Source organism: uncultured Adlercreutzia sp. (genome assembly GCA_910585575.1).
In the GTDB taxonomy this organism is placed as follows: domain Bacteria; phylum Actinomycetota; class Coriobacteriia; order Coriobacteriales; family Eggerthellaceae; genus Adlercreutzia.
The window spans coordinates 67,457-94,072 of record CAJUFS010000002.1 but is presented as its reverse complement, the minus strand read 5'-3'; the positions used below and the strand labels follow the sequence as shown (position 1 = coordinate 94,072).

The following is a 26,616-nucleotide window of genomic DNA, read 5'->3' as shown; positions in this document are numbered from 1 at the left end:
TCGCCCATGGCAGCTCCGGCTCCCGAACACGTCAGAAACATCGTCCTGGTGGGACAGGATGGCGCCGGCAAAACCTCACTGGCCGAGGCCATGCTCTTCGTTTCCGGCAAGACCCCGCGCATGGGCACCACCCATGACGGCAAGTCGTACCTGGACTACGACCCCGAGGAGATCAAACGCAAGTTCACCATCTCCACCTCCATTGCGCCCATCCCCTACAAGGACTACAAGATCAACGTGCTGGACACCTCAGGCCATCCCGATTTCATCGGCGACACCCTGGCCACCATGCAAGCCGCCGAAATGGCGCTGTTCGTGGTGGACGCCGTCGACGGCCCGGGCGTCATGACCACGAAGCTGTGGCGCGAGGCCGAGGACATGCGCCTGTCCCGCGCCGTGTACATCAATCACATCGATCGCGAGGGCGCGAACTTCGACGCCGCCATGGCGCTGCTGCACGCTCGCTTCGGCGGCCGCCTGGGGCCGGTCACCATCCCCATCGGCCAGGGCCCCGACTTCAAGGGCGTCATCGACATCATCCGCATGAAGGCCCGCTACTTCGACGCCGACGGCACCGCCGAGCGCGTGGAAGACGTGGACACCCTGGACGCGAAATACCAGGAAGAGGCCCGCAACGCCCGCGACAAGCTGTGCGACTTGGTGGCCGAGGCCGACGACGAGCTGATGATGAAGTACCTGGACGGCGAAGAGCAGCTGACCCAGGAGGAGCTGGAGAACCTCCTGGACAAGGCCATTGCCCAAGAGCTGGTCATCCCCGTGTTCGTGGGCTCCACCATCATCAAGCAGGGCATCCAGGGCCTCATGGAGGACATCTGCACCTACTTCCCGCATCCGCGCAGCCACGGTCGCTTCCAAATGGCCGACGACGTCACCGTACGCATCGACGAGACCAAGCCCCCCTGCGCCTTCGCCTTCAAAACCATCTCGGACCCGTTCGTCGGGCGCCTCACCTTCCTGAAGGTCATCTCCGGCTATCTGGAGCCCGGCCTTGAGCTCGTCTGCGGCCGCACGGGCAAGAAGGAGCGCCTGGGCAAGATCCAGGTGATGATGGGCAAGGAGCCCATGGACGTGAAAAGCGCGAAGGCTGGCGACATTGTAGTGGTGCCGAAACTGACCGACGTGCGCGCCGGCGACACCCTGTCCTGCGAGGGCACCATCGCCATCGAGCCTTTGCCCCTGCCCGAGCCGCTGTACCCCGTGGCCATCGAGGCGGTGTCGAAGAAGGAAGAGGACAAGCTGGGCACCTTCCTGGCCCGCGCCGCCGAGGCCGATCCCACCCTGCGCATTACCCGCGACGAGGACACCCACCAGACCATCATCCACGCCATGGGCGAGACCCAGGTGGACATGCTGCTGGCGCGCCTGAAGGAGCAGTCGGGCGTGGAGGCGAAGCTGGTGCCCGTGCGCATCCCCTACCGCGAGACCATCACGAAGCAGGCCGAGGCCCAGGGACGCCACAAGAAGCAGACCGGCGGCGCCGGCCAGTTCGGCGACTGCTGGCTGCGCCTGGCCCCCATCCCCGGCGAAGGCTACGAGTTCGTGGATGAGATCAAGGGCGGCGCCATCCCGAACGGCCTCATTCCCGCCGTGGACAAAGGCGTGCGCGAGGCCATGGAAGAGGGCTTCTTGGCCGGCTACCCCATGGTGGACATCAAGTGCACCGTGTTCGACGGCTCGTACCATTCCGTGGACTCCAACGAAATGGCCTTCAAGACGGCGGCCCGCATCGGCTTCCGCGCCTGCTGCGCCCAGGCCGATCCCATCATCCTGGAGCCCTGGGCCACGCTGGAGGTAACGGTGGGCGAAGAATACGCTGGAACCATCATGGGTGACATCTCCACGCGCCGCGGCCGCATTGTGGGCACCGACGCGGGCTTCGCCGCCGGCGAGACCATCATCAAGATGCGCGCGCCCTACGCCGAGGTGATCAACTACACGAAGGACCTGCGCTCCATGACCCGCGGCTCCGGCTCCTACACCCTGGAGCTTGAGGGCTACGAGCAGGCGCCTCACGACGTGACAAAGAAGCTCGTGGAAGCCTACGAGGCCTCCCGCGCCGCCGGCAACTAGCGTCCGCCGCCGCCCGCCCCTACAGCTCGCTGATAATGCGGGCGGTGCGGGCGGCACACTGGGCCTTGGCTTCTTCCACGTCGATGGTGGGCCACGTGCCGTCGCGGTAGATCACGCGCCCGTCGCACAGGGTCAGCACCACGTCGCTGCCGCTGCCGGCGTACACCACGTTGTACACGGGATCGGGCGCGGGGCACCACGAGGGGCCCATAATGTCCAGCACGCACAGATCGGCCCGCATGCCCTCGGCCACCACACCGCAATCCTGGCGCCCCTGGGACAAGGCCCCCACGCGGGTGGCCGCGGCCAGGGCCTGCTGCGGCGTGACGGCCGTGGGATCAAGGCTGGCCCCCTTGTAGATAAGCGCCTGCAGGTACATATCGTGGAACAAGTTGTGATTGTTGTTCGAGGCCATGCCGTCAGAGCCTAGGCACACGGGAATGCCCCGGCGCAGCATCTCGGGAATGGGCGCGAACCCGCTGCCCAGCTTCATGTTGGACGCAGGATTGTTGGCCACGAACACCCCGTGGGCCTGCAGGATATCCAAGTCGTCCTCGTCGACCCACACGCAATGGGCCGCCGTCACCGGCAGGTCGAACAAGCCCAGCTGCTCGAAGTACTGCACCGGCGAGAGACCGCCATGGCGCTCGCGGCATTCGGCCACTTCCTTCTGGGTTTCCGACAGATGGATGTGCAGGCGCAAGTCGGTTCCGCGCACCAGATCCACGATGTCGCGGCACACGCGCTCGGTGGACAGGTACTCGGAGTGAATGTTGTAGTCGATGCGAATGCGGCCCTCCCCCGCTCCGTGCCAGTCACGTACCAGCGCCTCCATTTGCGCGGCAATGGGATAGTCCGCATAGGGCTTGTCCTCGAAGGCCACCAGCCCCTCGCACATATTGGCCTTCATGCCTGCCTCCAGCACCGCCTGGCAGCGCTTTTCCGTGGCGTAGTACATATCCGAGAAGCTGACCACGCCGAAGCGCGCCATCTCCGCGCAGGCCAGCACCGTGCCCCAATAGCAATCGTCGGCCGTCATCTTGTCCTCGAAGGGGAAGCACTTCTCCTCGAGCCAGCGCTGCAGCGGCAGGTTCTCGGCATAACCGCGCAGAAGAGTCATGGGCGCATGGGCATGGGCGTTGTAAAGCGCCGGCATAAGCAGCTTGCCCGCGCCGTTATAGGTTTCGCCAAAGGACACCGCCTCATCGGGTGCGGGCGGCACGCTGCCCACGTAGGCCACCCGGCCCTCGCGCACGCCTACCCAGCGATGGGGCTGCACCTTAAAGTTCTCGTCAAGAAGATCAATATCAGCGAACAGCACGGCGGCCCCTTTCTCGTTGCGATAGGGGCATCATAGCAAATCGTTGCGAAAAGCGGCCCTGGCAGACGCGAGAGACAGCCTCCTTTGCCTACCCCGCAATCCGCTTTGGACGCGCTGAGCAAGGAAAGCGCCGAATGCGCCAGCCTAGACGTCAGTGCGCTCGAGCTGTGGGGCCAGCAGGTACCAGCGACCGTCGTACTCGTAGGCCAGATAGCCGTCGGTGCCCTCATTGATAGCGACGGTGTCCTTGCCCAGAGCCCCGTCAGAAGTCGGCGCAATCTCCAGGCCCAGCACGAAGGCATCCGTCACTTCGAGAGGCAAGTCAAGCTGCTCCACCTGACCGGCGACGCTCTGCCCGAGCTCACCGAAGTACACCGTAATGGCCGCCAGCGCCGATTTGCCCGCCGGCGTATTCTGAACGGTGACGGCCGCCGTATCGCCCTGGAGGAAATCCTCCACGCTTTGCTGATAGGCAAGCGGCAGATCATCGTACAGGTACAAAGGCAGCAGCGAGTCGCCCTCAATGCCCACGAGCGCCTCGTAGGCCTCGAGCACGCCCGTCGGCTGCAGCGACAGCACCGTCTCCATCCAGGCCTGGCGCGCCTCGTCGCTGAACTCATTGGCGATAAGCGCCTCCCAGCCCTCCTGCACCGCCAGGGAAACCTCTTCGGCGCTGACAACGCCCGGCGCCTCTTCGTCGTCGGAAGGCTCGACGGGCGCCGCATCTCCCGACGCCGCCGCAGGGTCTTCGGGGGCCGCAGGTTCAGGGGCCGTTGCCGGCTCTGCCGGCTGCTCGACAGCCAGGCCGGGGAAGATCTCGTTGAGCGCCCCCGTTTTCGCTACGTACAGGCCACCGACGAAGCACGCGCAGCCAACGACGAGGGCCACGATGACGCTGCCAATGACCAGAGGCACACGACTCTTGTGCACCGCCACCACCGGCACCGTCGAAGACGAACGGGCAACGTCCGCTGTCGCACGGGACCCAGCCTCCCCGGCGGACGCCGGCGCAACGGTCGCGCCCGAAGCTTCTTCTATCGCGGCATCGACGTCCGAGGCGCTCTGGGCCTCTTTGGCCGCGGCTTCCGCACTAGCGTCCGCGTCATCCCCGGCCGTGGCCTCAGCCGATGTCTCCAACGCCGCACTCTGCTCGGTAAAGCGCTCGGCGTCCTCAGCCACCTCGGCCGCCGCGTCGTCCTCCTCGGCGCCCGTCGCGGCTTCCTCCGTCAGGTCGTCCTCCTCGGCGGCTAGCGCTCCCTCGACGGGGTTGCCCTCGTCGTCGAGGCGCGGCAGGGGCCCAGTGGCGTCCGGAGATTCGACGAAGGCCGGAGCCTCTTCGCCCGCCAGCGGAGTGGGGCGACCGCATCGGGTGCAGAACAGCATGTCATCGGAAAGCTCTTGGCCACAGAATTCGCAGTTCATAGCCCCTCCCCTAGGCCTCGTCGTCGCTCTTGACCGGCGCCAGCGCATCGGTGTACAGATACCAGCGGCCGTCCACCTGGATAGCCGTATAGGGTGTCACCTTATGGTAGAGCCCCTCGTCGTCGACGTTGTCGCTTTGATAGTCGGACGGGTAGTTGCTGGTGACCGCCTCAATTTTGTAGGCCTTGTCAATGGCGAGGTCGACGCCGAGCAGCTGGCACTGGCGCTCCATGCGCTCCACCGTGCGCGCAGAGCACTTCGAGCCGCGCGCCAGCGCGAAAGACCAGGTGCCGGCATAGTCGCCGAATTGGCTGGCCTCGGTGTCCTCGGCGTTGCGGGCGAATTCCTTCACGGTAGAGAAACCGGCTTCCCGGGCTAGGGCCTCGGCGTAAGCCGGCACCATGAAATCGAGCTCGTCGATAACCAGCAGGCGCATGGTGGCATGGGAGAAGCGCTCACCGAGCGCATCGTACAGCGGCGTTTCCAAAGCGGCTACCAGTTTCTTGGCCGAGCTGAAGCCCGTCTGAGCCGCCACGTCCTCGGCAGCATCGCCGTCAGAAGGCGCCTCCGCCTCCTCGGGGGTGACTGCTGCGTCACCGCTGCCAGCTGCATCGCCGGCACCCGCCGCGTCCTTGCCTGCCGCCGCCCCGTCGGACGACGTCGTTTGCGTGGCTGCAGGCCCTTCGCCATCGGCGCTGGGGGCGAAGGGAGAAAACGGACCGGCCAGGGCGAAGGCCCCCGCCGCGCCGACGATCAGCGCCGCAGCCGCGATGCCCACGACCGCCGGCGCCGCAATGCCGCGCTTGCGCGAGGCCGCCGCGGCCACCTGCGGCACGTACACGCCCCCCGAAGCGGCGTCGGCAAAGGCATCGCGCGAAAGCGGGCGCATGGCAGGCCGCACCGGCCCGAAGGCAGGCTCACCCGGAACGGGCACGTCGCCGTCATCGAGCGCGGCTGCGGCCCGATCACGAGACTCGCTCTCGTCGGCCTCTTCCCCGTCGGACGCGTCGGCGCTCTCGTCGGAAGCCGCATCCGCCGCAGCCTCGCCGCTCTCGGGCACTTCAGAGCCTTCAACCTCAGGAGTATCTGCGCCTTCGCCCTCGGTCGCCTCAGCATCGGAAGCATCGCTGGAAGCCTCAGTCACGCCTTCCTCGGGGTCGCCCTCGGCATCGGCGCCGTCGCTCTCCTCGATGACGACCTCCTCGGCAGGGGTTGTCTCCTCATCCCATTCTTCTTCGTAGTAGCCCCACGAGGGCACACCGAACCAGGAGGCAACCTCCTGGTCGTATTCTTCATAGGAGTCATCATCGGGCTGATCGCCGATGTATACCAGCTTCTTGCCGCAATAGCCGCAAAACGTCGATTGGTCGGGAATTTCCTTCCCGCAAAAGCTGCAATACACCGTCGGCCACCTCTTCCCAGCCCATCATCGGCCCCACGTCGTTCCTCGAATCAGAATAGCGCAACAGGGCGCCTTTTTGACGCGTCGTTCGGCGTATTCACCGTCTCTCTGGTATTGACGGCGCGTTACCCCTTCTCACAGTGCGGCTTCGACCGCCCCTGTCCTATTGACGTGAAGGCGCTCCCGCCAAAACGTCCCTAACGCACGAAGGCCCCGGCTTGGGCCAGGGCCTTCGAATTACACGGCACGCTCAGCATGCTCGAGCATCGCGGTGCGCCTTAGACGATCACGCCCCAGGTACCGCGCGCCTGCTCTTCCTCGCGGCGGCGGCTCAGCAGCGACAGCAGCAGCATGAGCGCAGCGAAGCCGGCGATCAGCGCCAGGATAAGGCGCAGCAGCGAAGTGGTGTCGCCCGTTTGCGGCAGCAGGTGCTTCACCAACTTGGTCATCCAATCGCTCGTGAAGAGGTTGGTGGTCCAGTTGTCGGTCTTCGGGTCCACCACCGGGCCCGTAGTCGGCAGCGGCTCGGGCTCGATGTAGTAGCCCGGATCCACCGCGTGCTTCGTTTCGCGGGTCCAGCTTTGCGCCGCCAGCACCTGGTAGGCCAGGCCGTAGGCGTTGGGCGCCGAGCGCTTCGACAGCACGGTCATGGGCTCGGTGACGCCGCTATTGGCCTCGGCCTCCTGGCCGCGCAGGTTCATATGCGCCACGTCGTTGTCCACGTTGTCGTCCTTGCCCACGTTGAGCGGCACCCACTCGGCGTCGGCCGGCTTCTCCATGCGCACGCGGTACACATAGGGACGACCGAACTCGTCCACAGCCGGCTGGCCGGCGAAGAGGTAGCTGCCCTCCAGGTCGGTCTGGGTGATGGCCACCGTCTCCCAGGCGCCCTCGGACAGGATGCCGTCATTCTCGACGCGCTCCAGATCGGCGGAGGGGTCGGCCACGTCGAAGGACAGCAGCTTCTCGCGACGCTCGGCCGCAGCCCGCTGCTCGGCCGTCAGGCCGTCGTCCTCGGCGCCATCGGCATCGTCGGTGCCCGGCTTCGGATCGGCAGGGGTGGCCCCAGCATCGCCTTCATCGGTGCCCGGCGTGCCTTCGGCCGGATCGGTGGCAACGTCGTCCGCCGTTTCGTCGGCGAACACACTGGCCAGCGGATTGGCGATGTCGCCCTCACCCGGCGTGACCGCCCCGGCGTCCGGATCGGACGGCGCCTCGGGCTGCACCGGGCCTTCAGGCTCGGTCGGAGCCTCAACGCCCTCGTCCGGATCCTCAGCATCGCCGTCGCCCGGCTGCTCGGGATCGGTCGGCTCTTCCGGCGCCACAGGCTCCTCGGGCTTGGCCACATCGAGACGGTCGATCACCCACTGGATATCCTCATAGCGCTCGGTGCCCTCGAGCGGCTCGCCGCTCGCATCAAGGTCGCTGCCCGTAGCGCCATCGGTAATGCGGCTCATCCAGCCGGCAGCCAGCGCGGTGCCGAAGGTGGCCGCCTGACGCTCGAGCACCAGCTCCTTGCCCACCACCAGCTCGTCGGTTTCGGCTTGGATGCCGTCCTTGTTGGCATCCATCCACACGTGACCGCCGAAGCTGACCGTGTCGAAGGGCACGAGACCGGCATCGTTGTTGGCGCTGGACTGCGAGCCCAGGGTGGACCACTCGCCGCCGTCGGGACCTTCGATCTTCGACTCGGGAGCGTCGGCCTCGTTGGCCGGCAGAGCCAGCACCATCAGGCCGTCCACCGCCACCTCGCCCTCGGGCATGAGACGGGTGGTGCTCTCGTTCAGGTCGGAGTCCACCAGGATGTCCTCGCCGCGGTTCATCTTCGACACGGCGAAGTTGGCCGGGATGTTCACGATGTTCACGCGGTAGCCGTACACCACGTCCACCTCGGCGTTGCGCACGATGCGCACCTCGGTGGAGGGCAGGTCCTCGAAGGAGTAGTAGCCCTGCGGGTAGGTCTTCATTTCCTCGGTGGTACCGGTGCGGACACGGCGGTCGAAGCTGGTGGTGGTCACCATGCGGTTCGTGCGCTCCGAGCGATCGCCCGGCAGGTACACCAGGGCGTCGCCGCTCTGGGCTACCTGGCCATTCTCGTCCACCAGGCGGTTGTATTCGTCATCGAACACCCAGGTGTTGGTCTCGGTGTCGTACCAGTAGCGGGTCAACTCGACCGCGGCGCCCACGATGCCCTCTTCGCCGGCCTCGCGGATGCCGTTGTTGTTGGCGTCGTTCCACACGATACCGGAGACGGTATCCAGGTTCGGAGCCTTGGCACCGGCGTCCATCTTCGCGTTGTAGGGCGCAGGCACGTCGAAGGTAACGGTCTTCGTTCCCTCGTCGCGGTTCTCCGCCCAGGTGTCGCCCGTCGTCTCGGCCGGCTTCCACTTGGCGTCCTCGTCGTACTGCGAGCCGTATACCGAGCCGGGCTCGTTGGCCGTCTCGTGGTTCAGGTACACGTAGCCGTCGTTGATGGTCATGCCGTTCTCGTAGGTGACGGCCTGGCGCAGGGTGAGCGAGCCCTCCTCGTTACGGGTCAGATCGGAGTCGTCGCCCGAGGTGGTGCCCGGCACGTTGTAGCGGGACATCACGTAGCCGCCGTTCAGCTCGGCCATGTAGGCGATGTAGCGCGTCTGCATAACCTCGTCGGTGGCACCGGGAGTCTCGTAGCTGACCAACTTGCCGCTCTTGTTCTTCTGCACGTACACCTGCAGGTCGTCGAAGCGGTAGATGCCCTCCTTGTCCGTTTCCGCACGGCGGGAGCCCGGAGGCGCCGGCTTCTCGGGCTTCTGCGGATCCGTGGCGCCCTCGGGCACGTAGCCCGTGGCCTCGCCCTGGATCATGGCCAGCGTCTTCAGCGTGCGCACCGCGCCGTTCTCGTCCACATCCTCGTAACGGCTGTGAACCCCAGCAGCCAGCGGCGCAATGGTCGGGAAGGAAGTCGCCGTGAACAGCGGGCTGCCAGCCACGCGCATGAGGTTGAAGGCCGCCGCGGCGCCCGCCAGCGGGTCGGTGCCCGCCTCGGCGCCCTCGCCCTGGCTGGGCTCGGTGGTGCCAGCGTCGGAACCTTCGCCCTCGCCCGTGTCACCGGTATCGGAGCCGTCGCCCTCGTCGCCGCCGGCGTTGTCGCCATCCTCGCCCTGACCGGGCTCGGTGGGATCGGTCGGCTCACTCGGGTCAGTCGGATCCGTCGGCTCGCTCGGGTCAGTGGACTCGCCGGGCTCGGTAGGCTCGGTGGGCTCCACCGGCTCCGGGCCCTTCGACAGCACCAGGCGCACCTCGGTCTCCTCCAGCACCTCGGCATCGACGGCCGGGCTCGTGCTCAGCACCAGGCCGGCAGCCACCTCGTCGCTGAATTCCTCGGTGGGCACCTGGGCGCTCACCTTCAGGCCGGCGGCCGTCAGAGCTTCCTTGGCCGCCTCGAAGTCAAGACCGGTCACATCGGGCACCGTCACCGGCTGGCGCGGGCCACTGGACACGATCACCTTCACGGTCATGCCCGGTTTGGCCGTGGCGCCGGCGGCCGGCTCGGTGCGGATGACCGCGCCGTTGGGCACAGCGTCGGTGTGCTCCTGAGCCGTTTCCACCACCAGGCCCAAGGCCTCAAGCTCGGCTACGGCGTCTTCCGCGGCCTTGGCGGCCACGTCAGGCAGATCGAACTCATCGAAGGCGCGAATGCGGGCCACCACGCGGTAGTGGGTGCGCTGGGTCAGATTGTCGATGGTTACCAGACCGGCTGCGTTCTTGTGGAACCAAGCGCTGCTGTCCAGGGCCTCGATGTCATCATCGGTTGCGTCCACCGGTACGGCGGCGTACTCCCAGCCGTTCCAGCCTTCCTGCTCGTCGGCCGTGGCCAGGTCGGGATCGGCCAGGTCGCGCCACCACAGCGGCTTCTCGGTGAACATGATCTTCGTAGCCGTGGCCATCATCTCGCCTTCGGCAAAGGCAACGTCAGCCAGCTTCGACTCGCCGCGCGTGGCCACGTACACCGGCGTCTTGCTGACGGCGTAGCTGCCATCGGAGCCCTTCTGGCGGCAAGTGACCTTGTACTCGGTGTTGGGCGTGACGGTCAAGGTATAGGTAACTTCGTTGCCGTCCTCGTCGGTCGTCGTCACCGTCATGCCATCGGTGAACTCGCCGGGCTCGCCAGGCCACGGGAACACCGTCTGGTTGTCGAGGTTCGGATCGTGAGGCTCGGTGAACCAAATCTCGGCCGGGTTGCCATCGCCGTCGACGAAGCCGCTGATCGAGTACTCGGTATTGGCGGTAACCGTACGCACTGTCACCGACTTGTCCGTCGCGGACAAGTCGCCCACCTTCGGATCGAGCGCACCACCGAAGTCGGGGTTGAACACCCACTTGTTGGTGGTCGGGTCCAGGTACTCCTGAGTCAAGTACACGGTCTCGCCCACCAGGGGCTCTTCCAGGTTCACCACCGAAGTGGGCGGCGTGGGCTTGGCAGGCTCGCCGTCCTCGCCCTCATCGCCCTCCTCGGGCACGTCCAGCGACGTGACGTAGTCGCGAATGCCGTCGTAGTTGGCGTCGTTCCAGGCCACACCGGCGATGGTGGCGGTACCGAACGGGCCGAAGCCGCCGTTCATGCAGTCGGCGTCGCGGATGGTGGACAGGTCGAACTCCATGCCGTTGGCATTCACATAATAGGTAGGATCGGTGGCGCCCACGGCATCCTCGGCCGTGGTGGCGCGGTCGGCCAGCACCAGACGGCCGTCCAGCACCGACTTCGTCTCGCCCTGATCGTTCACCTGGTTCATAGTGATGGCGAAACGGTCGGCACCGTAGCCGGCGCTGTTGGCCAGACGCTCGTTCAGCTTGTCGGAATCCATGGCACGGTGCACCTTGGAGGCAGCCTCGGACACGGGCTCCGCTTCTTCCTCTTCGTCGCCCTCCACCGCATCGTCGCTCAGCAGGCGGGTAACGGGCAGACCCATCACCGTTTCATCCTTATGATCGGCGTCCAGCGTATCGGCAGCGGCGCCCTCTACCTCGATGGTGTAGCCCAGCAGATACCACTCGTCGAAGTTATCGGTCACCAGGGTGTCCTTGTCGCCACCCACTTCGTCCTTCCAGGAGCCACTATCGCCCGTCTTCACGTGACGGGTGGCAGCCGGCAGATTCTCGAAGGCGTAGCGACCCTCTTTGTCGGTCGTCGTAGAAGTGATGCCGTCGTCCTCGGGCACCCACTCGTAGTGGTAGCCCTCGCGCGGCGACGTGATGGCCCCGGCAGAAGCGGGCAACTGGCCCTCGCCGGTGGTCTTGTCGTCGTCGTTGCAGGTGCACTCGGCGGAACCGTCGGCCACCAGCTTCAGGCCCCATGCATGCAGGTACACGCGCTTGCCGGCCAGGCGCGCCTCTTTACCCTGGAGCACACCGTCGTAGTTCTCATCCTGGAACAGCACGCCCTCGATGGTGCCGGTCTTGCGCTTCAGCAGAGCCGCGTCGTTGTAGGCGCGGTCGGAGCCGGCGCCCAGGTCGTACAGCTCGGCGCCGGCGGCCAAGGGGCTGGCACCCATGGACTGGGCCGTATTCGCCACCGTCGAGGCCAGCACGCTGGCAAAGCCCGTGGCCAGGGTATTCGCCGCCGGCAGGCTGGCCGCGGCGTCCTTCTTCTGGGCCAGGGCCTCGTCGAGCGACAGCAGGCCCTTGTCCTGGTTGTCGTTGTTCGAGGCGTTGCCCTCGGTGATGTTGCCCAACACCGAGCTCTCGTCCTTGCGGTTCAGCAGCACGTCCACCTCGTTATCCTGCATGAGGTTGGCGTTCAGGTTGATCAGGTCGGAGTCCTGGGTGAAGTTGTCCTTCTGCTGGTACTTCGCGATCATCCAGGCGCGCTGCTGGTAGCCGGAGTCGGTGTAGCGAACCTTGTAGCCGTAGACGATCTTCTTGCCGTCGGCGTCGGCGCGCTGGGTGGGCAGATCCTCGAAGCGGTACACGCCGGCGCGCACGGTGCCGTCGGAGGCCTCCTGCACCTTGGTGTACTGCACGTGCTGCGGGTCATCGCCCCACACCGTGGCCGGGTTGCTGCGGTAGTCATCCCAAGTCTTGCCGCCCAGCTCGTAGGTGTCGCTGTTGGCCCACTCGGGATCCTCCACCCAGTTGCCGTCGGCGTCGGGAATGTAGCGCTCCAGCGTGACACGGGCGTTGTTGATGCCATCCTCGCTGGCCTTCTCGTCGTACACGTCGCCGTTGCGGTAGGCCTCGTTCAGCTGGTTGGCCTCGTAGACCTTCTGCACCTCGAACGTAGTGCCGTCGGCGGCCAGACGGTACAGCGTGACCTTGCCGTCGGCGTTGGCCTCGGAGTACTGGATACGCTTGCCCTTCACCACCTTCATGGTGTCGGCGTCCTCGGTGCCGTTGGTGGATGGGTCGGCCTGCAGCAGCGCCTCGAACACCTGAATGGTGCCGTCGGCGTTGTAGTCGATGATGATGCGGTTGCCCTGCGCGTCGTTCACCACGGGGTTGCCGTACTCATCGATGGACTGCACGCCGTCGTTGTCGGCGTCGTTCCAGAAGATGCCGACGATATCCTGGGTGGGCGGCGGCAACTGGCCGGCGTCGCCACCCTCGACGGCGTCCTCGTCCTCGGCGTAGGCGCGGGCGGCCATCCAGTCGAAGGTCATGGGATCGGTCAGGTTGTTCTGGAAGTCGGAGCCGGCGGTGGTGGCGTTGGCCGTGGCACCGCGGCCGGCACCGTCGTTGTCCTGGGAAACGGCAGCCAGGATAACCTGGCCCTCCAGCATCTCCTGGCGCTGGCCCAGGTAGCGCTTGGGCGTGACGGTCACGTTGCCGGCCTCGTCGGGCTCGCTGGTATCGGCCACAAAGTCCTCGCGCCCGATGAGCGGGTAGTTCTTGGTAATGCCCAGGTTGTCCGGCAGGTCGGAGTCGGCCGTCAGAGCCTCGGCGGCGGTACCCGCATGGAAACGGGTCATCATCCACGCGCCCTCCTGGGGCATATCGTAATGGTCGGAGTTGTAGTTCTCGGTCAGCATGCCCAACTTCACGCGGTAGCCGGCCAGGAACTGGTTGCCGTTCTCGTCGGTGTAGGCCGTGGGCAGGTTGTCGAAGCGGTACACGCCCTTCTTATTAGTCTTGATGGTCACCACACCGTCGGCCACCGAGGCGTCGGCGGCCCAGTCGCCCTGAACCAGCGGATGCTCGTCGTCGTTCAGCAGCGTGTAGATGTCGGTGCCGAAGTTCTCGTTCTTGAACCAGTGGTTCTCGTAGTTGGCATCGATCTTGCCGGACAGGTTCAGCGTGGCGTAGTCGAAGTCGTCGGTCAGGAAGACCGGCTTCTCGGTGTTCACGGCTGCGGGGTTGTAGAACCACTGCTCCAGCGTGATGGTCTGGCCCTCAAGGCCCTCTTCCACCAGCTTCTTCAGCGGGTTGCCGTCCTTGTTAGTGACCGTCTCGGTGGTCTTGGTGTCCTGCAGGCCGTCGTAGTCGGCGTCGCGCCACACCAGGCCCTCGAGGGAGCGGGTGGGCACGGGCAGCTGGCCGGCGTCGCCGCCGTCATAGGCCGCCTCCTGCTTGGCGCGCATGATGTCGTAGACCACGGTGCCCTCGGCGTTTTCGATCACGTTGTTCTGGTTCAGGTTCACCAGGGTGGTCTTGGTCTCCTCCACCAGCGCCGTGGCGGCCTTGGGCGCGGCCAGGATGACCTGGCCGTCCAGGGCGCGCTGGCCCTCGGGCGTGGCCTCTTCGAAGGCGTCCTGGCGACCCAGCAGCGTGTAGCTTTCCTCGGTGCCCAGCAGTGCATCGTCCACGTCGGAGTCGGCCACCAGGGCGGCGTTCTCGTCGTGGAAGCGGGTCATCATCCAGGGGATGCGGGACACCACGTTGCCGGCGGCGTCCTTCACTTCCTGCTGATGCAGGCCGACAAGCTGCACGCGGTAGCTGGCCAGGTACAGGTTGCCCTGGTCGTCCACGTAGGCCGTGGGCAGGTTCTTGAAGCTGTAGCGGCCCTCAGCATTGGTGGTCAGGGTCACGATACCGTCATCGGACAGGGTGGCCTCATGGTCGGCGCCCTCGGCCCACTCGTCGGTGGCGATAGCCGCCAGGAAGTTGAAGCCGTCGTGGCCGAAGGACTCGTTGCGCACCCACTCGCCGGTGGCCGGGTCGAAGTACCACTGGGTCAGGGCAACGGTCTCACCCTCCAGGCCGGGCTCGGTAAACACGCGCTCAGTGGTGGTGACCGTCTCGCCCGTCTCCGCGTCGACCACGGGATTGCCCTCGTCGTCGAGCACCGGCACCGACTGCTCCTCGGCATCCTGGATGCCGTCGTAGTTCTCGTCGTGCCACACGCGGCCGGAAATTTCGCGGCGAGGCACCGGAAGCTCGCCCACGTCGCCGCCCTGCACCTTATTGGCACGCTTGGTGAGGTAGTCGTACTTCACCGTGCCGGTAGCACCTTCGTGCACATCGGCGGCCGACACCTCAATCTGGGAGATCTGGCCCGGATACTCACGGCCCGCGCCCACCTCAGCGGCCAGGATGATCTGGCCGTCCAGGGCGCGCTGCACCGTAGAGGCGCCGTCGCCCACGCCCACGGTCTCGCGACCCAGCACCTTGTAGGCACCCAGGGTGCCAGGCTGGCTGTCGCGCACGTCGGAGTCAGCCTGTACGTCGCTACCCTGATGGTAGTGGGTCATCATCCACGGCGTAGCGTACAGCGGGTTGCCCTTCTCGTCGGTGGTGACGTCCTGATGCAGGCCATTCAGCACCACGCGATAGGCCGCCAGGAAGTGCTCGCCGTTTTCATTGGTATAGGCCGTGGGCAGATTTTCGAAGGTATAGGCGCCCTCTTCGTCGGTGTGCACCGTCACGAAGCCGTTGGCGACCGTCTCGCCCGAGGGATAGGTAGCCCCGACCAGCGGCTTGCCGTCGCCGTCCAGCTCGGCCTTCATCTCCACCTTCACCGGTTTGCCGTCGACGCCCGCGTACTCGCGCACCCACCAGGTTTCCTCTTTGCCCTGGAAGTCGTTGCGCTTCTCGGTCTTCCAGGCGGCGGCCACGCTCGTGCGCTCATCCGAGCCGAAGCGATCGTTGCGCACCCAGGCGCCGTCCTTATAGTAGTACTGCTCCACGGACACCGACTCGCCCGGCAGGCCGTCCTCGTCGGTATCCATGATGCCGTCGTAGTTCTCGTCGTGCCACACCTTGCCGGTAATAGAGGAGCGCGGCACCTCGACCAGGCCCACATCCCAATGCTCGATACGCTGGGCAGCGCCCAGATCGTAGCCGGCCCGCGGCGAGGTGTTGGAATAGCCGCCCTTCACCGTGCGCACATTGCCCTCGGAGGCACCGCTCAAGTTGGCGATCATGCGCTTCATGGCGTTCACGGTGGGCGTCTCGCTCTCGGCCATGGCGTTGCTGGTGATGAGGTAGTCGCGCATCATGGCCTCGTCCATGCGGGCCATCATCTCGTCGATGGTCAACGTCTCCGCCTCGGCCTCGCTGATGACGTTCTTGCCCTTCAGGTAGGCGCCCAGGTTCTCACGGGCCAGGGTGTCCACGTTGCCGGCCACCACGATCATCTGCTGGTAGGAGACGTCGGCGTCATGACCGCCGCCCACGCCCTGGCTGCCCACGGCAATGCCGGGCACCATGGCCGAGCCGCTGTTCATCTCGTTCAGATAGTAGGCCCACACGGGCTTGCCATCTTTCAGGTAGTCGGAGCCGTCGGCGTTCTTCACCTTCTGCACGCTCATGGCGGCGTCGGAGTCGATCTCCTCGTCAAAGCCGCCCGTCAGGCCGCTCTTCGGCGCGTTGCGGAACGTGAGACCCCAGTCCTTCGTGATGAGCTTCAGGTCGTCGCGATCGATACGCACGCGGTAGCCGGCCAGGTAGTGAGCCTTCTGCTCGTCGTCTACCGTCTTCGGCGCCTCGGGGTCGATCACATAAGTGGACACGCCCTTGAAGATGTAGCTGCCGGCGCTGGAGGACTTCGTGGTCTTGTACTCCAGATCGTTCAGCACCCACTCGCCGTCGCCATCGCCGTCAACAGTGCCGGGGCGGTACTGGGTGGGGTCGGAGGAGTCGGCATCGGCCGGGCGCCAGTAGTACTGCTCCAGCGTCACCTTCACCTGGCCCACACCGATGTTCGGCACGTCGCCCTGCAGGCCGTCGTAGTACAGCGGATTGCCGTTGGCGTCCACGCCGTCGTTCTTATCGCTCCAGATGTAGTTGCCCAGGAAGCCCTTGGTGCCGTCGATCCAGCCCAGAGCCAGCTTGTCGTAGATCTTGAAGCCCTTCCACGGGTTCTTCGGATCCTCGTAGATGGCGCGGCCCTTGGAATCCACGGGCACCTTGGCCTCGAAGCTGTTGGTCTCGGCCACGCCGCTCTTCAGCCACAGGTCGTTGTCCCACATGGCGGCCACCTGGTCCACCGGCTTGCCCTCGGCATCCTTCTTCTGATCCTCGGCATTCTGGGTCGGCCGCTTCAGCGGGTCGTTCTCCCACGTCATAACCGAGGGCTTCAGAATACGGTTGCGCATGTCGCGGCAAACCACCTTATAGGTATGGCCCGGCTCCAGGTCGAAGGTGAAGGAGCCCGTGGCCTCGGTGGCATTGCCCGAGCTGATGGGCGTCCAGCGCCACTCCGTGGCCGGATCGAGGCTGTCGAGCACCTCGGCGCTGACGCGGTTGTTGCCATTGGCGTCAAAGGCGCGCTGCCAGGTGGCGCCCTTGTCCAGGGTCACCTCCAGGTAGCAGTCGGTCTGAGTGATGGCCTTGTTGCCGTCGGTATCGTAGGCCTGCTTCCAGGTGCGGCTCTTCTCGTCGTACACCTGCACCTGCACCTGCATGTTCTTCAGGCGCAGCTCTTCCACTGCCAGTGCGTACTCATAGGGGTTCGACTCGTCCAGGTTCACGTTCACCCAGTCGAGCACGCCGTCGATGAGCTCCGGATCCACCGAACCGTCGTCCTCCACGTACTTGTTCATGTTCAGGGTGGGCTTGCCGTTCACCATGATGAACGGGGGCAGCTCGCCCTGGGAGGCGTCGTAGGCCGGCGCGTTATCGGGAGTCAGGGACAGCGGGGCAATGCCCAGGTCGCCCGTGAGCAGATCGTCGGCCGCCGTCGGCTCGGCCACCGACGCCGGGGCTGCGGACTTGCCGAACAGGTCGCCACCGCCCTCGTTGCCGGAGTTGTCGCCGTCGCCGTCACCCTCGCCGGAGCCGCCCTCTTCGGGATCCTCTTCCATATCCTCGTAGCCGGCCAGCTTGTCGTCGCGGTAGGCCACGCCGGAGTAGGTAACCGGCAGGGCGATACCCACGTTGTAGCTGGTCATCTTGGCATCGTAGATCTCGTTGCCGTTGGTTTCCAGGCCGGCCGCATAGCGCTCGGCGTCGAAGGCTACCGGCTCCACCTTGATAACCTCGGAGGTAGCCACCATCTGGCCGCTCGTGCGGTTCACCATCATGTAGGAGGAGATGTCCTCGGTAGCGCCCTGATCCACACCCTTCTCATCGATGACCGGAGCCTCCTTGGCGCCGATGCGCTTGGTGGTAAGGGCATAGTTGGAGTACTGCTTCGGGAAGGTGAAGCGCAGGCGGTAGTTGCCCGGCTTCAGCATCGAGAACATGTAGTAGCCCTGGTTGTTGTAGTAGTCGGATTCCGTGGTATATACGTAGGCGCCCAGATCAACGTTCTCGGCCGTGGTCACCGGCTCGTAGCCGTACAGGCCCTTGATGGCCTTGCCCGTCTTCGGATCGGCCTTCACCCAGATCAACTTCGAGGAGGTGGCGTCTTCCTTCACCTGCACCACGGCCTCGCCATTGCGGTTCACCGGAATGCCCCACTCGTTCAGCAGCTCGACCTTCACGCCGTTTACGCCCGGATCGTCCGGCTTGCCGTCGTAGTCCAGGTCTTGCATCAGCTTGGAGGTGTCCTTGCCGCCGTCGTAGGTGTAGGCGTACTTGCCGTCCTTGATGGACTTCTCAGTGGACAGGATGTAGCGACCGTTCGTGGCCTTATGATAGGTGGTGTCGTTGCCCAACAGGTCCTGGGTCACCTCGCCCTTGGTGTCGTTCTGCAGGGTATCCCAGTTGCTGTCGAGCCACACATAGCTGCCGATGTAGCCATAGCCCTCGGGGGCGTCCACGTACACGCCGGCCGGCTTGTTCTCCAGCTTGCGGTAGGTCAGGCCGTTCTCGCCAGAACGGTAGTCGACCATGGACATGAAGGTGTTCCACTGGCTGGTAGCGTACAGGTTCTTCTGCAGCACCGTGGAATCTTCCTGCAGGCCGTCGATGGACTTGAAGGTCTTGTCGGCGCTGCCCAGGTACTTAGGCAGGTTCAGCGGAGCCTTCAGATCGTACTTCAAACGCACGTCGCCGTTGCGGGCCATCAGAACGAGATTATCATCTAGCACACGGCACCAGATGGAGCCGATGCAGCGCGTGAGCGCTTCCTTCTCGGCCGGATGGCTCTTCACGTAGGTCTTCAGCTCGTTCAGGTCGATCATGTTAATGGAGGCCATGGACTGCGACACGGCTACCTGCTCGGTGACCGTCTTGCCGTCGCTGCCGTAGGTGATGCCCGTGGTCTTCTGGGTGGTCCAGCGGGTGATGAACTCGTCCAGCTCGTCATCGCCCCAACCCTCGGATCCGGCTTGAGCCTTGGCCACATCGACTGGCTGCACCATCTCGTCAGTGGTCAGCGGCGTCAGCTTTAGGGTGCCGCTCTTGCTGTCGCCCTCCACCTTGATGGGGCCGACCCACACCTGGGCCTGGGCATGCAGCGGCTCACCGGTGACCTTGTCCTTCTCCTCAGTCAGACGCAGCTCGTACTTGCCCTTGATGTCGCCCTCTTCGGTGGGGGTGGTGTCGGTGTACTCCATCTTGATGGAATCCAGGTCCTGCAGCCAGCCGCTCCACTGGGATTGACGCAGGTTGTATTTCTTCACGTTGTTGTCGTAGGTGGACGTTTCCTTGTCGCCCAAGAAGGGCATAGTGTCGGCGAAGGTGGAGTGCTTGTACAGCAGGGCCGTATTGTCGTTGATGCCGGTGTACTGCTGAATGAGCTCGTAGGTGTAGGACGTGCCCTCGGGCACGGCCGCGGTCTGCGAACGTTTCGAGAACTTCTCGTCAGTGTACTTCGGCTGCACCATCTTTTCTTGCACTACCTGGTCGTTGTTGGACCAGCCGATGGACGAGGTGTCCTTGCGCAACAGCGTCTCGGAACGGTCATTGTTGCCGTTACCGTCGTTGATGTCGGAGCGATAGGAGGAGTCCTTGGTGATGGAGGTCTCCGGATCGTTGATGGTCGCCTTCGTCACCAGCTTCGTTAACTTTTGATTGGTGCCGGGAACCGTCTCGGTGCGGAACAGCGGATAGTCATAGAAGTTGTAGCTGCCGGCCTTGTCAGCATAAGCCGACAGGATGAGAGCGTTGCCCACGTCGGTGGAGGCCGAAGACTGCGGGCTGAACTGCATCATGAAATCCACAATGATGGCCTCACCGGGGTTCAACGTGCCGCGGCTGCCGTTCTGGCCCATGAAGTTCCAGGTGAAGGAACGACGGGTGTTAGCGGTGCCGCTGGTGGTTTCGGAACCGTCACCAGCGCCGCCGTTCAAATCGTACAAGTAGGCAAACTCGTCCTTCGAGGTGATGGAAGAACCGCCATTGGCCAAAACCCCTTGCCCGAGCTTGGTCATACCCTCTTCCGGACGCAAAGCCGCAGTGGACGTGCCGATGGGCACTTCGTCGAACTCAGTGAGGCTACCCAGAGCCACCGGTTTGCCAGCGGGCGCCGCGGGAGCAGTCTCGCCCTCGGGAATTTCGCGGTTAATGGTGCCTTCGTCAGTCATTATACCCACATAGGACCAACTCTGGTCGTCGTTCTGCAGCCACAGGTAGCCCAAGTCGTCGCGCATATACTCCTTGAATTTCACCACGCGATAGGTCCACAAGGGCACCTGGGTATTCATATGGGAGGCATCCCCCGCAGAACTCGACGTAGGATTACGGCGGTAACTCTCAGACAGAGGGCTCAGAGCCGCACCGCTCTTAACCGCCAAGCCCGTGGCATCCAGCTGGCCGTCCTTTGTGGCGGTCTTCAGCATGTCCTGATAGGGGATGTACTGGAACACGCGACTGAACGGGCGCTCCTTGGTCACACGCTTCTCCAGCGCGTTGCCCTGGGCGTAGATGTTGCGGCCAGCGGCCTTCACGTCCGAGGGACGCACCGACGAAAGGTCGTAGCCCTCTTCGGTGACGGTACCGTCGTCGGCCACTGAGCGCGGATGATAGCCGCGCAGCGACTTCACCTGGGCACGCAGGGCGTTGATGATGCCCTCTACCTCGGTACGCGACGTCTCGGGCACCGCATCGCCGTTCAGGATGGTGGGAGCAATGGCCGCCTCCGTATCGGTGCGCTCTTTACCGCACAGTTTCTCCAGCTGGTTGGCCAAACTGGTCAGCTGCGCCTCAAAAGCGGCGCGATCGGAGTCGTCGAGAAGCGCCTGCAGCTTGGTGCCGATGGCGCGTACCTCGTCGGCCTGAGTCATGCGCTTCTTCTGATTGGCTGTCAAGTCGGGCAGCGAATTGAACATCGAGCCCGGGGTGGGACCGAAATTCTGGATGCGCGGCAGCAGCGCCGAGATGGACGGGTTGGTGCAGGTGTCCACACTGTAGCCATCGCCGTCATCGCCGGGCTCGAAGCCCAGCAGGCGCAGCTGGCCTTCGGAGATGTTGTACAGGGTTACCTCGTAGCGCAGGAACAGGGAGTCCTCGGGGTCCAGCATGATGGACTCGCTCGTCCACCCATAACCATTATTCGCAGTGCCAGAGAAATACCACTGCTTGGCATCGATCTTAATGGTGGGCTTCTCATCGGAGCGGAAGAAGCCGGCGCGGCTGCGCTCGAACTGCGCGTACTTCGTATCATCGTAGCGTGGCACCACCGTGGCGAAGTGGTTCACGTGCACCGAGTCAGACTTCTCCAACTTGGTGTCCTCGCCCTCGGCGTAAGTTTCCACCGTGGTGTTCAGGCCTGCGTCGGTCATGGCATCGGACACCGCCTGGGTAATAACCTCGGGGGTGCTCTTGTCAGCCAGCAGCGTGATGTCCTGGCCGGGCTCGCGCTCGGTCAGGGACATGACACCGTACAGCGGCGCAGTGGCCTGAACCTTCGGCAGCTCGCTGATGAAGGCGTGGCCCAGAATACCCGCAGCGTTGCGCGTCATGGATTCGGGCATGGAGGAGCCCGTCACCCACTGGGGCTGATAGTCTTCCACTACCAAGTCGCCCTGCATGGTACGATCCCAGCAGTCTTCGCCACCTACAGCCGGATTGGGCGCCGTGCCCCTCTTGGCTGCAGCCAGCTCAGCCGCGCTCAGTTCACGACCGCCGCTCCCCTTCCTCGTAGTGATGATCTCACCGAAGTAGTACAGCTGGTTCGGACCGATCTTGTATACCTTGGACATATCCAAGTAATTCACGTTGCCCAGAGTACGGTCAACGTACTTGTAGATGATGTCTTCGTTATAGACGCCGTTCGCCTTCAGGTCACCGCCCTTCTGCTTGGCCCAGGCGGTGTTGTTGCGGTGCGGATCGACCTGATCGGCCTCTTCGCTCTGGGGCGTATCGGGGTCGGCATCGACGGCCAGGCGGAAGCCCGTGGGCACCGGCACCTTGTGCGACAGGGTGTCATCGTCGATGATCGGGCGACCGTTCTTGTCCACGTCGCAAGCACGGATGACCCAACGGATCTGGCGGATCTGCGTACCGGCCTTGGCCACTCCGTTGGAGAACGACATATTCTGCTTAGCGCCTACGTTCGTGTAACCCACGAGTTCCCAACCGTAGCCGTCGCCTTCGCCGGCGGTGTTGTAGTCGTAGGCGTCATCCTCGCCGAAGAAGTAGTCGCGATCGGCGTCGGTGCCAGGAACCGAGAAGTTCTCACGGTCGTTGTAGGCGGCGCCGTTCTGCTCGACGTAGCCGTTCACCTTGTCCTTCAGATTCGTGCTGGCGCGGCGCACGTACACGAGCACCCACAGCTTGTCCTCGATGGCGCGGTTCGCCGCAGCCTCGGGGGTATTGATGGGCGTGCGCACCGTCGATGTGCGGGACACCACGGCCGCCTTGTCCTTGTTCTTGTCGTAGTCGTCGCGGTCGATGACCGTACCGTCTTTGGCCAGGTAGTCGTTATCGTCGTTGGCGTAGTAGGGCCACACGGTCTTGCCATCCTGGGTGAAGCCCTTCGAGAAGTCAATGCGCCAGGAACCCACTTCCTCGCCCGTGTCGGTGAAGTAGTGGCTGCCCTCGGAGGTAACGTACTCCTCGCCCGTCACCGGGTTGGTGATGCGGTGCTCGTAGGTGCCGGGGATCTCCCACACGCCCGAGTTCACCTTCTCGATATCGGGGGTCACTTTACCCGTGGGGGTGGTCACGCTGTTCAGCGGCACGTTCTCGTTGGACTGGCTGCCCAGGGCCCACAGGGGCACCTGCCAGTCGACGATGAACGAGTTCACCGCCGCCCCGGTGTTAATGGCCTGGGTAACGTACAGGTTGTTGTTGCCACCCTGGGTAGAGTCGGTAGAGTCGGTGTCGTTGGTGGGCACGCGCACGATACCGGTGTCCACGCGTACGCTGGCTGAGGGCTTGCGAATCTTGAACACGCCCGACACCGAGGACATATGACGCTCGGGACGCACGATGGGAGTGCCGTCGGGGCGCGTGATGGCATCGCCGCTCTCGTAGACGCCGTCCTTATCGTAGTCCTGCGCGGGCACCATGTCCTGGGTATCGGGATCCTGATGCTCGGCCTCGTCGTACACCAAAGAGGGCTCATCTACCCACTGGAAGTACTCGGGCGACTGGTTGTTGAAGCCGCCCACGCCGTACACGGCCGTGGAGTTTTCCTCGATGGTGGGCTTCAGGTACAGCTCACCCGCCTTGAAAGTAACGGTCTGCTCATCGGCGCCGTTGGCGTCCACCACCGACTCCACCTGCGGGTAGCCGTCCTCGCCGTAGAGCACGTTGCCCTTGGTGTCCTTCTTGGCGCGGAAGATCTTCGCGTCCTTGGACACCGTGGCCGTGGTGTCGGCGGCAAAGCGATGGCTCCAACCGGTCTCGCGCGGCAGCCAGGCCACGTCTCGATCCTCAGTGGCGAAGTAGGCCTTGGTGGCCTGCGTAGACCAGGAGCGGATGGTCTCCAGCTGCTGGGCATAGGTAAGCAGCTCGCCGTCGGCGTCGGTCAGGCCCTCCAGGGCCGACTCTTCATCGCCCAGATTGTCGATGCGGGTGCGCACCTTCAAGGTGACCACGTCGCCAGCGCCCACATAGCCGTCGGCGCGCACGTTGTCCCAGAAGGCAGACAGCAGGCTGTTGTGCTTCACAAACTCGGCGTCGTTGGCGTCGTCGGGCGGCGTCAGCTCGAACACGATGGTCTCGCCCGCGTGGCTGCGGCTCTTCACGTCGTCGGCATCGACGCCGTCGTCGGGGTCGTCCACGTCGGGCTTGCCGTACTCGGTATGCTTCTTAGCCGCGTTACTGTAGGTGTCCTTGTCGTAGTCGGACTGCACGCGCACGCGCACGGTCCAGCCCAGCTCGATCAGCTGCTTGGGCGTCAGGCGCATATACTTCTTCTGCTGCGTCTCGCGCTTCGGATACACCGCCGAGCCCGTCTCCGGATCCTTCACCTTGCCGGTGTCGGTGTGGCGGTCCTTATAGGTGTACTCCACGTAGAACGAGTAGTCGTCGCCAGTGTAATCGCAGAACAGCTTCTCGAACTGGTTGGGGTTGACCACCTCGCCCAGGTTCATCAGCTTCTGCTGGTTATAGAAGGTTACCTGCTCGGGCAGGTACACCGAGAACACCAGCTTGGCGTGCTGCAGCGCGCCCTCCTTGCCCTGCTGGCCCGAGGCGTTCTTGTTGCCGATGATGGAGTTGCGGAACGTAGCGGAGAACCACATCTCGTCGTCGTACTCGAAGGTGCCTTCCTTGGCATCGGCCTGGGTGTTGCCCAGCAGCGCGCCCTTCTCGGTGCCAGGCAGTGGCAGGGCCTCGCTGTCGGTCAGGTTGCCGCCGGCCACCGTGCTGTCAGTGGGCTTGTCGGTCGGGGTGTTCTGGATCTTGTAGTCGGAGCCCAGGGTAGGCGTCTTCAGACGCAGCTTGCTGGCCGCGAACACGCCGCCGTCCACATGGGTGGCCTGCTTGCCATCGGCGCGGGTGGCGAACTTCTCGGTCTTCGCCGCCGCCGAGTTCGTGCTGTCGGTGGTCAGCGCACCGGTTTCATCCTGCTTGTTGTTGTTCAGGTTGTTCGTGGTTTCGGTGGACAGGCCGTACTGGGTACGGAAGTTGTACTCCGAAACGTTCATGCCGCGGTTGCCCGCAGGGCCGGCCAGGGGCACCGTGGCCGCGCCGGGACGGGTGGAGCCGCCCTGCTCGGTGTAGGTGCCGAAGTAACCAGTCAAATGGTTGTACTGCACTTGGTCGTTGGTCTGGGTGCCGGCATTGTAGAAGTTGTAGGGCAGGCGCGACACGAACTCCATGGTGTTCCACCAGTGACTGCGGTGGTACCACTGCCCGTTCGACTGAATGTAGCAGCCGTTGTGGCTGTAGGTGTAGTTGCCGCTGAAGACGTTGTCGTACTCCCACTGATAGCGATAGGCGTCCCAACCATGGGCGTCGCCGTAGTAGGCGGTGCCCAGATGGTTGGTGGTGTTGTGGCCGATGGAGCCCCACGACGAGCTGTCGCCCCAGCGCGTGGCGTAGGAGGCCGACACGGCATCCAGGCGCACGTCGCGCTGGCGCCAGTCGCCAGCGCCGCGGAAACGAGCCGGGGCACCGACGGTGTAGGGGTCGGCACCGCAGCTGGGATGCGAGATGTTGTTGTCGATAAGCGACTTGTAGCCGGTCATGGCGCTGGTCACGTAGGTGCGGATCGACTCGGTGGTACGCGCCGCCTCCTTGTGAGCCGGCAGCTCGGCCCACTCGGGCTCGGAGGTCATGGCCACCGAGAACTTGAACGTGTCCATCTGATGCGACAGGATGCGCTGCTCGGTGGCGGGATCGTTGTTCAGATCGTCGCCCTTGGGCAGGAAGCGCACCACGAAGCGGTAGTTCTCTGTATTAATCTGGCTGGCCGGATACTGGGTAGCGTCGGCCTCCACCTTCTCATAGGTCACCGTGGCGGTGAAGTTCTCCTTCAGCCACTCCAGGGACTCGTTCTGGTTCACCTCGCCGGCATTGCCCCAGCTGGCGTTCGTGGACTGCGCGATGTCCCAGTCCTCGTAGAGGAATTCCTGGGTCTGGTCGGCCCACTGGCCATAGGGCTTGCGGGTCTCGCGGTGCACCGGCGTGATGCCGTAGGGCAGCACCACGGTAACCACGGGCAGCACCAAATCACCCATCTGGCCGCCCAGTTTGGAGTAGGTGGCCCAGCGGTTCTCGTTGATGACCCAGCCGCGCCAGTTGTTGTCGGCGTAGTGGCGCGCAAAGGCATCCCACCAGAAGCGGTTCTCCACATGCACGTTCACCTGGCGGGTATCGGTCTCAGCCTCCATGTAGTAGTTGGCCGAGGTCGAACCTACGCCATCGGTGATGGTGCCGTCCTCCTGGTTGCCGCCCAGCACGTCGGGCAGGCTGATGGAGTTCCACACGCGCACCACGGGCTTGCGCATCACGGCGTTAGTGCCCGTCTGGGCATACAGCACCGGCCCGTCCGTGGTCTCGTCCTTGTAGGCCTTCTTCCAGAAGTCAAGGTTGGCCGCAGCCTTGCCCATGGGATCGACCACCGTGGCCGTATCCGTGGGCTCGGTCGTGCGCACCGTGTTATTCTGCACGGTCCAGCCGTTCACCGCCGGCATGTTGGGAGAGCCGGCCAGCTGGGTTTCGCCCGTGCGCGTACGGTAGTAGCGCTGCAGCGTGTACTTGTAGTCCATGCCGAAGGGCTGCATATTGCGGGTACGATCCTTGGCCAGACCCTCGAAGTGGTCGTAGTCGTAAATCTGGTAATAGGCGCTCGAGCGGCTGGGCTCCTGGCCCTTGCCCTTGTCCTGACCGGTGACACCGCCCTCCTCGGCGGGGCGATCCCATGGACGGGTAAGCACGCGGTCGAACCAGCCCTCGTTCTCGTTGTTGCCGAACACGTGGGACGGGATGTTCACCTTAATCTGGTAACCGCCGTTGCCCTTCAGGGCGTCCTCGATAGCCTTGGCGTACTGGGCGTAGGCGCCACCGCGGCGCACCACGTCGGGGTCGGCCGCATCCCAGGTGCGACCATCGATGTTGCGGCCGAACCACTTGGCCAGATCCTGCTTCACCTTGATCTTCAGCACCCACGGCTGCGAGCTGTCGCGATAGCTGATCGAATGATTGGTGGAGCCTTCAGCGGCCACCGCCGTGTAGGTGTTCTTGTCGG

Annotated in this window: 5 protein-coding genes (1 of these 5 running past the window's edge); 1 reads left to right on the top strand and 4 read right to left on the bottom strand. The window is 64.4% G+C overall.

Annotation, left to right across the window (positions count from 1 at the left end; all coding sequences use genetic code 11):
- Nucleotides 1–6 precede the first annotated feature (6 nt).
- Nucleotides 7–2,091, top strand: coding sequence for an elongation factor G (gene fusA, locus QZ307_RS00400; RefSeq protein ID WP_295994223.1), 2,085 nt, complete (start codon nucleotides 7–9; stop codon nucleotides 2,089–2,091).
- A 19-nt stretch (nucleotides 2,092–2,110) separates the two neighbouring features.
- Here the strand turns inward: fusA and QZ307_RS00395 are convergent, their stop codons facing one another.
- The 4 genes from QZ307_RS00395 to QZ307_RS00380 all read right to left on the bottom strand — a co-directional run.
- Entirely contained in the window at nucleotides 2,111–3,412 is a 1,302-nt protein-coding gene (locus QZ307_RS00395) for an amidohydrolase (RefSeq protein WP_295994221.1), read from the bottom strand.
- Between the two features lie 144 nt (nucleotides 3,413–3,556).
- Nucleotides 3,557–4,834 carry a zinc ribbon domain-containing protein gene (locus tag QZ307_RS00390; protein ID WP_295994219.1) on the bottom strand — a complete coding sequence of 426 codons (1,278 nt, stop codon included), beginning with the start codon at nucleotides 4,832–4,834 and terminating at the stop codon, nucleotides 3,557–3,559.
- 10 nt (nucleotides 4,835–4,844) lie between these two features.
- A complete protein-coding gene (locus tag QZ307_RS00385; RefSeq protein WP_295994216.1) occupies nucleotides 4,845–6,236 on the bottom strand; it encodes a zinc-ribbon domain-containing protein in 1,392 nt (463 codons plus the stop codon).
- Between the two features lie 278 nt (nucleotides 6,237–6,514).
- On the bottom strand, nucleotides 6,515–26,616 hold the 3' portion of the coding sequence (locus tag QZ307_RS00380) for a PASTA domain-containing protein (RefSeq protein WP_295994214.1). The gene runs 18,226 nt beyond the window's last position; 20,102 of the gene's 38,328 nt are visible here — the last part of the coding sequence; the start codon falls outside the window, past its right edge; it ends in the stop codon at nucleotides 6,515–6,517.